Here is a 13,974-nt window from a genome sequence, read left to right as displayed (position 1 = left end):
GGCGTCTGGAGGTCCGGGTGCCCAGGTGCCCAGAGGTCCAGATGCCAAGAGACTCAAGTACCAAGAAACTCAAAAGAATTCAGGAGACGCTCGGACCTCCCTGGGCTACGCTGCTGGCGCAGTCTGTGTATCGCTCATGTGTTCCCTGGGGGGATCCTGATGTTTTCTGTGCGTGACTCCGTACGGCACGGAGCGGCGGGGGCCGCACTCGCGGCCCTGGTCCTCGGAGGGGGCGCCGTCGCCTGTGCGAAGGGCGACGAATCGCCGAAGATGACGCCCGCGGCGGCCGTGGCCAAGGCGGCGAAGAACAGCGAGGCCATCACCTCGCTCAGCTACCGGATGACCGGCAAGGTCCCGGAGACGGGCCGCGTCGAGGCCCAGGCGTCGATGAGCATGAAGCCGCTGGCCATGAGCATGAAGATGACCGCTCTCGACCAGGGCGCCGACGGCAAGATGGAGATCCGGGTCGTCGACGGGGCGATGTACCTGGGCGGGGGCGCGGCCGCCGCCAAGGAGATGGACGGCAAGAGCTGGATGAAGTTCGACATCTCCGGGATGGCCAAGGGCGCCGACGGCTCCGCGGGCATCGACGCGAGCAAGCTCTCCAACCAGGCCGACCAGGACCCGTCCCAGGCGTCCACCTACCTGACCGGCTCCAAGGACGTGAAGAAGGTCGGCACCGAGAAGATCGACGGCGTGCAGACCACCCACTACAACGGCACGGTCACCCTCGACGAACTCCGCGCCGAGCTCAAGAAGAAGGACAAGGCGACGCGGGACAAGCGCGAGAAGAGCCTGAAGCAGTACGAGGACCTGGGAGCCGACAAGCTCACGATGGACATGTGGGTCGGGCCGGACGACCACACCAAGCAGGTCCGGGTGCGCGCCGCCTCCGACAAGGGTCCGCTCGACATGACCATGGTCTTCCTCGACTTCAACAAGCCGGTGACGGTGAAGGCCCCGCCCGCCAAGGACACCGTCGACCTCGCGCAGCTGATGAAGGACGCCCAGAAGGGCTGATCCGGCACCGAACCGCCGCTGAGCCGAGGCGTCGTGGGGCGCTGAGCCGAGGCGCCGTCGAGTGCCGGGACGAGGCGCTGTCGAGCGGATTTGCTTGACAGCAACCGCGTCACGTACTGTTCCCCAGAAGCCAAAGACCGCTGGTCGTTGCCTTGCGCTCGCGAGAGGGCGGGGCGGCCGAAGGATCCGCTGAAACTGCGGACGACCCGCGTAGGTGACCGTGGATGTGCTCCCGGAGTTCGCTTGCCCAGCTTGCGGACGTACCGGTCGAGCTACGCCCCGTGCGCCTGCGCCGGGGCGTTTCGTTTTGCCCAGCCCCTTCCGAGCGGTCCTCATCACCCGGAAGGAGGCCGACGCTCTATGGCAAGGCCCGACAAGGCTGCCGCGGTAGCCGAGCTCGCGGACCAGTTCCGCAGCTCGAACGCCGCTGTGCTGACCGAGTACCGGGGTCTCACCGTGGCGCAGCTCAAGACGCTGCGTCGTTCGCTCGGTGAAGACGCCCAGTACGCCGTGGTGAAGAACACGCTGACCAAGATTGCGGCCAACGAGGCCGGGATCTCCACGCTCGACGACCTGTTCAACGGTCCGACGGCGGTCGCGTTCATCACCGGTGACCCGGTGGTGTCCGCGAAGGGTCTTCGTGACTTCGCCAAGGACAACCCCAACCTCGTCATCAAGGGCGGTGTCCTTGACGGCAAGGCGCTGTCCGCCGACGAGATCAAGAAGCTTGCGGACCTTGAGTCCCGCGAGGTTCTGCTCGCCAAGCTGGCGGGTGCCTTCAAGGGCAAGCAGACCCAGACTGCTCAGCTCTTCAAGGCGCTTCCCTCGAAGTTCGTCCGCACCGCGGAGGCGCTTCGTGCCAAGCAGGCCGAGCAGGGCGGTGCCGAGTAACTCGGCTCGCGCATTGACCGCCGCCTAGACGGCGGTCGCAGCGGGCCGTAAGTACGCCCGCCTCACATGTACATCCGGCACCAGCCGAATTAGTGGAAGGATCGCCCACATGGCGACGAAGCTGTCCCAGGAAGAGCTGCTCGAGCAGTTCGAGTCCCTCACCCTCATCGAGCTCTCCGAGTTCGTGAAGGCGTTCGAGGAGAAGTTCGACGTCACCGCCGCCGCCGCGGTTGCCGCCGCCCCCGCCGGCCCGGCCGCTGCCGCCGAGGCCGTCGAGGAGCAGGACGAGTTCGACGTCATCCTCACGGGTGCCGGCGAGAAGAAGATCCAGGTCATCAAGGTCGTGCGTGAGCTGACCTCCCTGGGTCTGAAGGAGGCCAAGGACCTCGTGGACGGCGCCCCGAAGCCCGTTCTCGAGAAGGTCGCCAAGGAGGCCGCCGAGAAGGCTGCCGAGTCCCTCAAGGGCGCCGGCGCCTCCGTCGAGGTCAAGTAGTCCCACGGGCCCGCTGAGGGCCCCTCGCGAGCTGATACAGGGCCACTAGTGGGCCTGTAACGCTGACGCACCGAAGAGCGATCACCCAACTGGGTGGTCGCTCTTCGGGGTTCCTGGGGTCCGGTGGCGGCTGCCTTGCACTGTCGGTGGCGACGAGTATGGTGATCTTCGTTGTTGCCTCCGGCCGAGCCCGTGACGGGCTGCAAGACGGGCTGCAAGACAGGTTGCACGTGACGATCGCGGCACTTGCTTAGGGCATGGGGGGCCTTGACGAACCGCACGCAGCGCGCAATTCTCAGGACGCGTCGTCACAACGATCCGGATCCGAGGCATGGATCGGTGGCGAAGAGGGCAGTATCGATGTGCATTGAGGGCGTGGCTTGCCGCAGGTGTTGAGAACAACGATGGTCTCAAAAAACCGGGACTGGACATCAGTGAGCCTTGTGGCTACACTGACCCTTTGCGCTGCCTGTTAGCTGCCTCCTGCCCGTCACCAGGGGCATGCCCTCGCGTGAGCACCGATGACTAGATCATCCCTGACCTGGCCTTTTGGCTGAATCGGGAACGGACTGTCTCTGTGCCCACAGTGGGGGGCCGGTACGCGCGTAGTGAGTCCGAGCCCTCGGAAGGACCCCCTCTTGGCCGCCTCGCGCACTGCCTCGACCGCGAATACGAACAACGGCGCCAGCACCGCCCCGCTGCGCATCTCCTTTGCAAAGATCAAGGAGCCCCTCGAGGTTCCGAACCTTCTTGCGCTGCAAACCGAGAGCTTCGACTGGCTGCTCGGCAACGACGCGTGGAAGGCTCGTGTCGAGGCGGCTCTGGACAACGGACAGGACGTCCCCACGAAGTCCGGTCTGGAGGAGATCTTCGAGGAGATCTCCCCGATCGAGGACTTCTCCGGGTCGATGTCCCTGACGTTCCGGGACCACCGCTTCGAGCCTCCGAAGAATTCCATCGACGAGTGCAAGGACCGCGACTTCACGTACGCGGCCCCGCTCTTCGTTACCGCCGAGTTCACCAACAACGAGACCGGCGAGATCAAGTCCCAGACGGTCTTCATGGGCGACTTCCCGCTCATGACCAACAAGGGCACCTTCGTCATCAACGGCACCGAGCGTGTCGTGGTGTCGCAGCTGGTCCGCTCGCCGGGCGTCTACTTCGACTCCTCGATCGACAAGACGTCCGACAAGGACATCTTCTCCGCGAAGGTCATCCCGTCCCGGGGTGCCTGGCTGGAGATGGAGATCGACAAGCGCGACATGGTCGGTGTCCGCATCGACCGCAAGCGCAAGCAGTCCGTCACCGTTCTCCTGAAGGCTCTCGGTTGGACGACCGAGCAGATCCTCGAGGAGTTCGGCGAGTACGAGTCCATGCGCGCCACCCTGGAGAAGGACCACACCCAGGGCCAGGACGACGCGCTGCTCGACATCTACCGCAAGCTGCGTCCGGGCGAGCCCCCGACCCGCGAGGCCGCGCAGACGCTTCTTGAGAACCTCTACTTCAACTCGAAGCGCTACGACCTCGCGAAGGTCGGCCGCTACAAGGTGAACAAGAAGCTGGGCGGCGAGGCCCCGCTGGACGCCGGGGTCCTGACCGTCGAGGACATTCTCTCGTCGATCAAGTACCTGGTGAAGCTGCACGCCGGTGAGACCGAGACCGTTGGAAACAACGGCACCTCGATCGTCGTCGAGACCGACGACATCGACCACTTCGGCAACCGTCGTCTGCGCAACGTCGGCGAGCTCATCCAGAACCAGGTCCGCACGGGTCTGGCTCGTATGGAGCGCGTCGTCCGCGAGCGCATGACGACTCAGGACGTCGAGGCGATCACGCCGCAGACCCTGATCAACATCCGGCCGGTCGTCGCCTCCATCAAGGAGTTCTTCGGCACCAGCCAGCTGTCGCAGTTCATGGACCAGAACAACCCGCTGTCGGGTCTCACCCACAAGCGCCGTCTGTCGGCTCTTGGCCCGGGTGGTCTCTCCCGTGAGCGGGCCGGCTTCGAGGTCCGTGACGTGCACCCCTCGCACTACGGCCGCATGTGCCCGATCGAGACCCCTGAAGGCCCGAACATCGGTCTGATCGGCTCGCTCGCCTCCTACGGCCGCGTCAACGCGTTCGGTTTCGTCGAGACGCCGTACCGCAAGGTCACCGGCGGTGTCGTCACCGACGAGGTCGACTACCTCACGGCCGACGAAGAGGACCGATTCGTCATCGCGCAGGCCAACGCGCCGCTGACGGACGAGCTCCGCTTCGAGGAGTCCCGTGTCCTGGTCCGCCGTCGTGGCGGAGAGGTCGACTACGTCCCCGGTGAGGACGTCGACTACATGGACGTCTCGCCGCGCCAGATGGTGTCGGTCGCGACCGCCATGATCCCGTTCCTCGAGCACGACGACGCCAACCGTGCCCTCATGGGCGCGAACATGATGCGTCAGGCCGTGCCGCTCATCAAGTCCGAGGCGCCGCTGGTCGGCACCGGCATGGAGTACCGCTGTGCGGTCGACGCCGGTGACGTACTGAAGTCGGAGAAGGACGGTGTGGTCCAGGAGGTCTCCGCGGACTACGTCACCACCGCCAACGACGACGGCACGTACACCACGTACCGCCTGCACAAGTTCTCCCGCTCGAACCAGGGCACCTCCGTCAACCAGAAGGTTGTCGTGGACGAGGGCGCCCGGGTCGTCGCCGGTCAGGTTCTGGCCGACGGCCCGGCGACCGAGAACGGCGAGATGGCGCTCGGCAAGAACCTGCTCGTGGCGTTCATGCCGTGGGAGGGTCACAACTACGAGGACGCGATCATCCTGTCGCAGCGCCTCGTGCAGGACGACGTCCTCTCCTCGATCCACATCGAGGAGCACGAGGTCGACGCCCGTGACACCAAGCTCGGCCCCGAGGAGATCACCCGGGACATCCCGAACGTCTCCGAGGAGGTCCTCGCCGACCTCGACGAGCGCGGCATCATCCGCATCGGTGCCGAGGTCGTCGCCGGCGACATCCTGGTCGGCAAGGTCACGCCCAAGGGTGAGACCGAGCTGACCCCGGAGGAGCGCCTGCTGCGCGCGATCTTCGGTGAGAAGGCGCGCGAGGTGCGCGACACCTCGCTGAAGGTGCCGCACGGCGAGATCGGCAAGGTCATCGGCGTCCGCGTCTTCGACCGTGAAGAGGGCGACGAGCTGCCGCCGGGCGTGAACCAGCTGGTTCGTGTCTACGTGGCGCAGAAGCGCAAGATCACGGACGGTGACAAGCTCGCCGGCCGTCACGGCAACAAGGGTGTCATCTCCAAGATCCTGCCGATCGAGGACATGCCGTTCCTGGAGGACGGCACCCCGGTCGACATCATCCTCAACCCGCTCGGTGTCCCGTCCCGAATGAACCCGGGACAGGTGCTGGAGATCCACCTCGGCTGGCTCGCCAGCCGCGGCTGGGACGTCTCCGGTCTCGCCGACGACTGGGCGCAGCGTCTGCAGGCCATCGAGGCCGATGTGGTCGCCCCCGGCACCAACGTCGCCACCCCCGTCTTCGACGGTGCGCGTGAGGACGAGCTCGCGGGTCTGCTGCAGCACACGATCCCGAACCGAGACGGCGAGCGCATGGTGCTCCCGACCGGCAAGGCGCCGCTGTTCGACGGCCGCTCCGGCGAGCCGTTCCCGGAGCCGATCTCGGTCGGCTACATGTACATCCTCAAGCTCCACCACCTGGTCGACGACAAGCTGCACGCCCGGTCGACCGGTCCGTACTCGATGATCACCCAGCAGCCGCTGGGTGGTAAGGCTCAGTTCGGTGGCCAGCGCTTCGGTGAGATGGAGGTGTGGGCGCTGGAGGCGTACGGCGCCGCTTACGCCCTCCAGGAGCTGCTGACCATCAAGTCCGACGACGTGACCGGCCGCGTGAAGGTCTACGAGGCCATCGTCAAGGGCGAGAACATCCCCGAGCCCGGCATCCCCGAGTCCTTCAAGGTGCTCATCAAGGAGATGCAGTCTCTCTGCCTCAACGTGGAGGTGCTGTCCAGCGACGGTATGTCCATCGAAATGCGTGACACCGACGAGGACGTCTTCCGCGCGGCGGAGGAGCTCGGCATCGACCTGTCCCGGCGCGAGCCGAGCAGCGTCGAAGAGGTCTGACGGGAGTTCGGCGGGCCTTTGACCACCTGTGGAAAAGGTGACAAAGGCCTGCCGGCCCCAGGACCCCCGTTTCAGACCCCAAGACTTACAACCCTGAGAGGGATTGACGCATAGTGCTCGACGTCAACTTCTTCGATGAGCTCCGGATCGGTCTGGCCACCGCTGACGACATCCGTCAGTGGAGCCACGGCGAGGTCAAGAAGCCCGAGACCATCAACTACCGCACCCTCAAGCCCGAAAAGGACGGACTCTTCTGCGAGAAGATCTTCGGTCCGACCCGGGACTGGGAGTGCTACTGCGGTAAGTACAAGCGTGTCCGCTTCAAGGGCATCATCTGTGAGCGCTGCGGCGTCGAGGTCACTCGCGCCAAGGTGCGTCGTGAGCGGATGGGCCACATCGAGCTGGCCGCTCCTGTCACCCACATCTGGTACTTCAAGGGCGTTCCGTCGCGTCTGGGCTATCTGCTCGACCTCGCCCCGAAGGACCTCGAGAAGGTCATCTACTTCGCGGCGTACATGATCACGTTCGTCGACGAGGAGCGCCGCACCCGCGACCTGCCCTCGCTGGAGGCGCATGTCTCCGTCGAGCGTCAGCAGATCGAGAACCGTCGCGATGCCGACCTCGAGGCCCGCGCCAAGAAGCTCGAGACCGACCTGGCCGAGCTTGAGGCCGAGGGTGCCAAGGCCGATGTGCGCCGCAAGGTGCGCGAGGGTGCCGAGCGTGAGATGAAGCAGCTGCGTGACCGTTCGCAGCGCGAGATCGACCGTCTCGACGAGGTGTGGACCCGCTTCAAGAACCTGAAGGTCCAGGACCTTGAGGGCGACGAGCTCCTCTACCGCGAGCTGCGTGACCGCTTCGGCACGTACTTCGACGGTTCGATGGGTGCCGCGGCGCTGCAGAAGCGCCTGGAGTCCTTCGACCTCGACGAGGAGGCCGAGCGCCTTCGCGAGATCATCCGTACCGGCAAGGGCCAGAAGAAGACCCGTGCGCTCAAGCGCCTCAAGGTCGTCTCCGCGTTCCTGCAGACCAGCAACAGCCCCAAGGGCATGGTGCTCGACTGTGTGCCGGTCATCCCGCCGGACCTGCGTCCGATGGTGCAGCTGGACGGTGGCCGCTTCGCGACCTCCGACCTGAACGACCTGTACCGCCGCGTGATCAACCGCAACAACCGTCTGAAGCGACTCCTTGACCTCGGTGCCCCCGAGATCATCGTGAACAACGAGAAGCGCATGCTTCAGGAGGCCGTCGACGCGCTCTTCGACAACGGCCGTCGTGGTCGCCCGGTCACGGGCCCCGGCAACCGTCCGCTGAAGTCGCTGTCCGACATGCTCAAGGGCAAGCAGGGCCGATTCCGTCAGAACCTGCTCGGCAAGCGTGTGGACTACTCCGCGCGTTCCGTGATCGTCGTCGGTCCGCAGCTGAAGCTGCACCAGTGTGGTCTGCCCAAGGCCATGGCGCTGGAGCTCTTCAAGCCGTTCGTGATGAAGCGTCTGGTCGACCTGAACCACGCGCAGAACATCAAGAGCGCCAAGCGGATGGTCGAGCGCGGCCGCACGGTCGTGTACGACGTCCTGGAAGAGGTCATCGCGGAGCACCCGGTTCTGCTGAACCGTGCGCCCACGCTGCACCGCCTCGGCATCCAGGCCTTCGAGCCGCAGCTGGTCGAGGGCAAGGCCATCCAGATCCACCCGCTCGTCTGCACCGCGTTCAACGCGGACTTCGACGGTGACCAGATGGCCGTCCACCTGCCGCTCTCCGCGGAGGCGCAGGCCGAGGCCCGCATCCTGATGCTGTCCTCGAACAACATCCTCAAGCCCGCCGACGGCCGCCCGGTCACGATGCCGACCCAGGACATGGTCCTCGGTCTGTTCTTCCTGACCACGGACGGCGAGCTGCGCGACGTCAAGGGCGAGGGTCGTGCCTTCGGCTCGACCGCCGAGGCGACGATGGCGTTCGACGCCGGGGAGCTCGCGCTCCAGTCGGCCGTCGACATCCGCTTCCCGGTGGGCACCATCCCGCCGCGCGGCTGGACCCCGCCGGCGCAGGAGGAGGGCGAGCCCGAGTGGCAGCAGGGTGACACCTTCCGCCTCCGTACGACCCTGGGCCGTGCGCTCTTCAACGAGCTGCTGCCCGAGGACTACCCGTTCGTCGACTACTCGGTGGGCAAGAAGCAGCTCGGCGAGATCGTCAACGACCTGGCCGAGCGCTACCCCAAGGTCATCGTGGCGGCGACGCTCGACAACCTGAAGGCGGCGGGCTTCTACTGGGGCACCCGCTCCGGCGTCACCGTGGCCATCTCCGACATCGTCGTTCCCGAGGCGAAGAAGGAGATCGTCAAGGGCTACGAGGCGCAGGACGAGAAGGTCCAGAAGCAGTACGAGCGCGGTCTGATCACCAAGGAAGAGCGCACTCAGGAGCTCATCGCGATCTGGACCAAGGCGACCAACGAGGTTGCCGAGGCGATGAACGCGAACTTCCCGAAGACGAACCCCATCTTCATGATGGTTGACTCGGGTGCCCGAGGAAACATGATGCAGATGCGTCAGATCGCCGGTATGCGCGGTCTGGTGTCGAACGCCAAGAACGAGACGATCCCGCGTCCGATCAAGGCCTCCTTCCGTGAGGGCCTGTCGGTGCTGGAGTACTTCATCTCGACGCACGGTGCTCGTAAGGGTCTGGCGGACACGGCTCTGCGTACCGCCGACTCGGGTTACCTCACCCGTCGTCTGGTCGACGTCTCCCAGGACGTCATCATCCGCGAGGAGGACTGCGGCACCGACCGTGGCCTCAAGCTGCACATCGCGGAGCGCGGCGCGGACGGTGTCCTGCGCAAGGCGGAGAACGTCGAGACCAGCGTGTACGCACGTGCGCTGGCCGAGGACATCACCGTCGACGGCAGGGTGCTGGCCCCGGCCAACACCGACCTCGGCGACGTCCTCATCGACGAGCTGGTCAAGCACGGCATCGAGGAGGTCAAGACCCGTTCGGTCCTGACCTGCGAGTCCGCCGTCGGCACCTGCGCCATGTGCTACGGCCGTTCGCTGGCCACCGGCAAGCTGGTCGACATCGGTGAGGCGGTCGGCATCATCGCCGCCCAGTCCATCGGTGAGCCCGGTACCCAGCTGACGATGCGTACCTTCCACACCGGTGGTGTGGCCGGTGACGACATCACCCAGGGTCTGCCCCGTGTCGTCGAGCTCTTCGAGGCTCGTACGCCGAAGGGTGTCGCCCCGATCTCCGAGGCCTCCGGCCGCGTGCGGATCGAGGAGACCGAGAAGACCAAGAAGCTCGTCGTCACCCCGGACGACGGCAGCGACGAGACGGCGTTCCCGATCTCGAAGCGTGCCCGGCTCCTGGTGTCCGAGGGCGAGCACGTCGAGGTGGGCCAGAAGCTCACCGTGGGTGCCACCAACCCGCACGACGTACTGCGCATCCTGGGTCAGCGTGCCGTCCAGGTCCACCTGGTCGGCGAGGTCCAGAAGGTCTACAACTCGCAGGGTGTGTCGATCCACGACAAGCACATCGAGATCATCATCCGGCAGATGCTGCGCCGGGTGACGATCATCGAGTCGGGCGACGCGGAGCTGCTGCCCGGCGAGCTGGTCGAGCGCTCGAAGTTCGAGACCGAGAACCGTCGTGTGGTCCAGGAAGGCGGCCACCCGGCCTCCGGCCGTCCGCAGCTGATGGGTATCACCAAGGCCTCGCTGGCGACCGAGTCGTGGCTGTCGGCGGCGTCCTTCCAGGAGACGACCAGGGTTCTGACGGACGCGGCGATCAACGCCAAGTCCGACTCCCTGATCGGCCTCAAGGAGAACGTCATCATCGGTAAGCTCATCCCGGCCGGTACGGGTCTGTCCCGCTACCGCAACATCCGGGTCGAGCCGACCGAAGAGGCCAAGGCCGCGATGTACTCGGCCGTCGGCTACGACGACATCGACTACTCGCCGTTCGGCACCGGCTCCGGCCAGGCCGTTCCGCTGGAGGACTACGACTACGGTCCGTACAACCAGTAAGGCGTACGTCTGAAGTACTGAAGGGCGGCCACTCCGTTTCGTACGGGGTGGCCGCCCTTCGGCGTTGTCAGGGGTCAGCGGCTGAGGTGGAGGTAGGGCTCCAAGGCCTGGAGCCGGGTGTAGTTGTCCGGGTGGGTGGTCAGCAGCTTGGCCAGGCCGCCCGGCTCCTTGAGCTGCCTGCCCTGCGCCGCGGCCTGCGCCTTCACGGCGTCCTCCTGGGCCTGGAAGTGGTACAGGACCTGCGCCAGCTGAGGTGCGAAGCCGAGGTCGGCCGCCTGCCGGTCGGCACGCAGCTCGCCCTGGCGACCCACGTAGGCGAGCAGATAGGGGGCGACGACGAGCGGCACGGTGATGTACCAGGCGGCGACGAACCCGCCGATCACGAACATCCCGATGAAGAGGTAGACCATCCCGGTCGCGGCGAGTGAGAAGACGCTCGCGACCCGGATCGCGATCCGGGCGATGCCCCGCATGAAGGCCCAGGCGATCCGGCCGGGCAGCGAGTACCAGTAGCCGAGCAGGCCCGTCCAGGCGTGACCGCCGGTGTGGTGCCCGAGTTCATGGGCGAGTACGGCGGCGAGGTTGCTGCTGGGGATCTCGTTCAGCGCGTACGTCGTGACGCCGACGACATGGCCGGCGGCCGCCACGGCGTTCAGGTCCGTGCTGTTCTCCACCATCAGCTCGTACGTGTGTGCCCCGACGCCCGCGCGTGCGGTGACCTCGCGCCAGATCGGCTCCAGACGGGCCCGCTCCTGGGCGAGCGGCACCCTGAGCTTCATCACGTGCCGGGCGAAGGCCAGCTCGGTGGGCCGGTGGAAGACGAGCGCCCCGGAGGCCAGCCAGGCGAGGATGACCAGCCAGCCCATGGCCGTGCCGAGGATTCCCACGGCGAACGAGGCGACCACGGCGAGGCTCACCAGGAAGCCCGGCACCTGGACCGCCAGCTGCCCGATCGCGGTGGCATCGGTACCGCGCTGGTGCGCGGCCACGTGGACGCGGGAGCCCGCGTGCCGGTAGTCGAGGTCGTCGGGTGCGGGGGCCTCCGGCGGTGCTGGAGGTACCGGCGGTGCCGCGGGTGAGGCGGCGGGGGGTGTTTGCGTGGGGGGCGTCTGCGGCGGGATGTACGGCGGTGCGGTGGCGGCGGGGGGCTGCGGGCCGCTCGGGTACGTGGGCGTGGCCCCCGGATGGGCGGGCGGCGCCGCGGGGTACGAAGGTGCGGCCCCGGCCCCCGGGTACTGGGGTGCGCCGCCCGGATAGGACGGGGGCGCGGGGGCCTCCGGGTACAGGGGCGGAGCGGCGGTCCCGGGGTACGGGGGTGGGGGAGTGGCGGCCTCGGGGTACGGGGGCGGGGGAGTGGCGGTCCCGGGGTACGAGGGCGGGGGAGTGGCCGCCCCGGGGTACGGCGGCGGAGTCGAGGCGGCTCCGGGGTACGGCGGCGGGGGCGCGGGTGTGCCCGGGTACGGGGGGTTCGGGTAGACGGGGCCGGGCTCGGGGGCGGCCGGGTCTGGTGGGTAGGACAAGGTGGGGCTCCTTCAGGATGGGGACGTCAGCCGATGAGCAGCCCGGCGGGAAGCAGCACCGTGCCCGCGCAGAAGGCGATCAGGCCGGTGCGGATCCACTGGTGCTTGCGGGCGGCGATACGGCTGGTCTCGGTGAGCGCCGCGGTGAGTCCGGCGGCGGGGTCGCGGTCGGTGTCGGCGAGAGCGGTCGCCAACTGACCTTCACGTACGGCTTGTTGGATGTCGCCGAAGAAGCAGAGGGGCCGGCCCGGGGCCCATGAGCCGGCGCGGTACCGGGGGAGCACCGCGAGCAGCAGCGCGAACAGGGCGAAGGCGAGGGCCAGGGCGCCGGTCCACCAGACGGCTGTACCGGGCGCGGAGAGCGAGCTCGGTGACCAGTTCCGTCCGGCCAGCAGCCCGCTGAACACCCCCGCCGTCATCCCGAGCGCCGCCACGAGCACGGACGCCTTGCTGTCGGCCCGGGCGATCTCGCCCCGCAGCTCCTCCAGCAGCCGTTCGGCGGTTCTGGTGCCGGGAGCGGTGGTGGTCACTCTGGTCCCGCCCCGGGGGACTCCGGAGCTGGGGACTGGGGAGAGGGCGGCGGATAGGCGGAGGGCGCGGACGGAATGACGGGAGTGGGTGCCACGGCCGGGGGCGGCGGGGCTTGGTCGTACGGGCTGCCGGCGGCGGGCGCGGGCGGGGCCGAGGGCTCGGCCTGGTACGGCCCCGGCGGCACGGTTCCGGGCGCGGGCGGGACGTACGGCTGGTGGGACACGGGCGGCCCCGGCGGGGTGTAGGGGGCGCCCGGTAACCCTCCGGGGGCCGGAGCGCCGCCATAGGGCTGGGCGGCGGCCCCGTACGGCTGTGAGGGGTCGTACGGCTGTGAGGCGGCGTACGGCTGCGAGGGATCGTACGGCGGCTGCGGTACGCCCCCGGGCGGCGGCGCCGGTCGGCCGGGAACCGGCGGCTGCGGCGGGTGCTCCTGGCGGCTGTTCAGTTCCTTGACGACGCGCAGGGTGGAGCGGGCCGACTCGGCCTTCTGGTAGTCCTCCAGGGTGTCTCCGGCGATCAGCTCAAGCTGGCTCTCGATGGCGGAGAGCTGGTCCTTCTGGAGGGCGTTGATGACCATCCGGGTGTCCTCGGGGTGCGCGGCGAGGTGGAAGGCCCACTGGGCGACGCCCCCGTGTTGCAGGTGGTACTGGTAGAAAGCGATCTTCTGGGCCATCAGCTCCTGGGACTGGTGCTGGCGCAGCACCTCCAGCTCGTGCAGTTGCTGGGCCTGGCGCAGCCGGTACTCGTGCTCGGGGTCGAGCATGTCGGCCTCGTAGCGCAGCGCCCGTTTGCGCCGTCTGTGCGCGATCGCGTCGTCGTCCAGGCGCAGCCGCACCGCGCAGGTGACCGTGAGCCCGATGCCGTCGGCGAAGACGCCGCTCTCGATCGCGTACTGGACCTCGGCCTCGGCCTCCCGGCTGTCCTCGATGGAGAACCGGCGGCTGACCGGCCGCGCGAACTGGTGGATTTCACGGGCCAGCCGCGTGGGCACATCGCGTTCGCCGCCGGCCACGTACGCGATCGGATCCGAGACGCGCCAGGTCAGATCGGCGGTCGCGCTGAACGAGAACGCGTCGTCGTCGCTGGGCAGTTCGAGTTCCAGCTGGACCGGGTGGCTGCCCATGTCGACCTCGTAGACCGAGGTGTAGCGGCGGGTCGCGGCGTCCGTGCGGCTCGGCCGGTGCGGGGGCATGTACGCGTCGTAGGCGCCGCCCACGGTGGCGAACACCAGCGCGTGGTCGATCGCGGAGACCGGCCGCCGGGCCGTGTAGTCGAAACGGGAGATCGGCCGCACGGTGAGCACCGGGTCGATCAGCATGGTGTGCCGGTCGGCCTGTTGCTGCCACTCCGGCGGGCGGCGGAATTCCGCCATGGGTCAACTC

The 13,974-nt window shown here is 67.6% G+C and carries 8 protein-coding genes; 5 read left to right on the top strand and 3 right to left on the bottom strand.

All coding sequences use genetic code 11. The features are described 5' to 3' along the window. The first annotated feature begins 168 nt into the window (after positions 1 to 168). From ACFVWD_RS01045 to ACFVWD_RS01025, 5 genes are all read left to right on the top strand, one after another. On the top strand, positions 169 to 1,020 hold the full coding sequence (locus ACFVWD_RS01045) for a DUF1396 domain-containing protein (protein ID WP_389593242.1): 852 nt from the start codon (positions 169 to 171) through the stop codon (positions 1,018 to 1,020). Between the two features lie 360 nt (positions 1,021 to 1,380). Beyond that, positions 1,381 to 1,911 (top strand): 50S ribosomal protein L10, encoded by a 531-nt coding sequence (rplJ, locus tag ACFVWD_RS01040; protein WP_097285833.1) that lies wholly within the window; start codon positions 1,381 to 1,383, stop codon positions 1,909 to 1,911. 109 nt (positions 1,912 to 2,020) lie between these two features. Beyond that, entirely contained in the window at positions 2,021 to 2,404 is a 384-nt protein-coding gene (rplL, locus tag ACFVWD_RS01035; RefSeq protein ID WP_355487596.1) for a 50S ribosomal protein L7/L12, read from the top strand. 638 nt (positions 2,405 to 3,042) lie between these two features. Next, a complete protein-coding gene (rpoB, locus tag ACFVWD_RS01030; protein WP_385386278.1) occupies positions 3,043 to 6,528 on the top strand; it encodes a DNA-directed RNA polymerase subunit beta in 3,486 nt (1,161 codons plus the stop codon). Between the two features lie 113 nt (positions 6,529 to 6,641). After that, complete coding sequence (locus tag ACFVWD_RS01025; protein WP_097285836.1) at positions 6,642 to 10,541, top strand: DNA-directed RNA polymerase subunit beta'; 3,900 nt, start codon at positions 6,642 to 6,644, stop codon at positions 10,539 to 10,541. Positions 10,542 to 10,615: 74 nt separating this feature from the next. Here the strand turns inward: ACFVWD_RS01025 and ACFVWD_RS01020 are convergent, their stop codons facing one another. The 3 genes from ACFVWD_RS01020 to ACFVWD_RS01010 are packed head-to-tail and all read right to left on the bottom strand — an operon-like array spanning position 10,616 to position 13,964. Beyond that, entirely contained in the window at positions 10,616 to 12,061 is a 1,446-nt protein-coding gene (locus ACFVWD_RS01020; RefSeq protein ID WP_389593123.1) for a M48 family metalloprotease, read from the bottom strand. A 26-nt stretch (positions 12,062 to 12,087) separates the two neighbouring features. Beyond that, a complete protein-coding gene (locus tag ACFVWD_RS01015; protein ID WP_389593121.1) occupies positions 12,088 to 12,591 on the bottom strand; it encodes a Pycsar system effector family protein in 504 nt (167 codons plus the stop codon). Next, positions 12,588 to 13,964: a PE-PGRS family protein gene (locus ACFVWD_RS01010; RefSeq protein WP_389593119.1), complete on the bottom strand. Its 1,377-nt coding sequence runs from the start codon at positions 13,962 to 13,964 to the stop codon at positions 12,588 to 12,590. Before ACFVWD_RS01010 ends, ACFVWD_RS01015 begins: the two co-directional genes overlap by 4 nt. Between the last annotated feature and the right edge of the window lie 10 nt (positions 13,965 to 13,974).

The organism is Streptomyces sp. NPDC058086 (assembly GCF_042885015.1).
GTDB lineage: Bacteria > Actinomycetota > Actinomycetes > Streptomycetales > Streptomycetaceae > Streptomyces.
The sequence above is the reverse complement of the archived record's forward strand: the minus strand, read 5'-3'. Positions and strand labels throughout refer to the sequence as shown.

Excerpts from the sequence above, each read along its gene's own strand:
- rplJ (WP_097285833.1), top strand. The coding sequence starts at position 1,381 with ATGGCAAGGCCCGACAAGGCTGCCGCGGTAGCCGAGCTCGCGGACCAG.
- rplL (WP_355487596.1), top strand. The coding sequence starts at position 2,021 with ATGGCGACGAAGCTGTCCCAGGAAGAGCTGCTCGAGCAGTTCGAGTCC.
- ACFVWD_RS01010 (WP_389593119.1), bottom strand. The coding sequence starts at position 13,964 with ATGGCGGAATTCCGCCGCCCGCCGGAGTGGCAGCAACAGGCCGACCGG.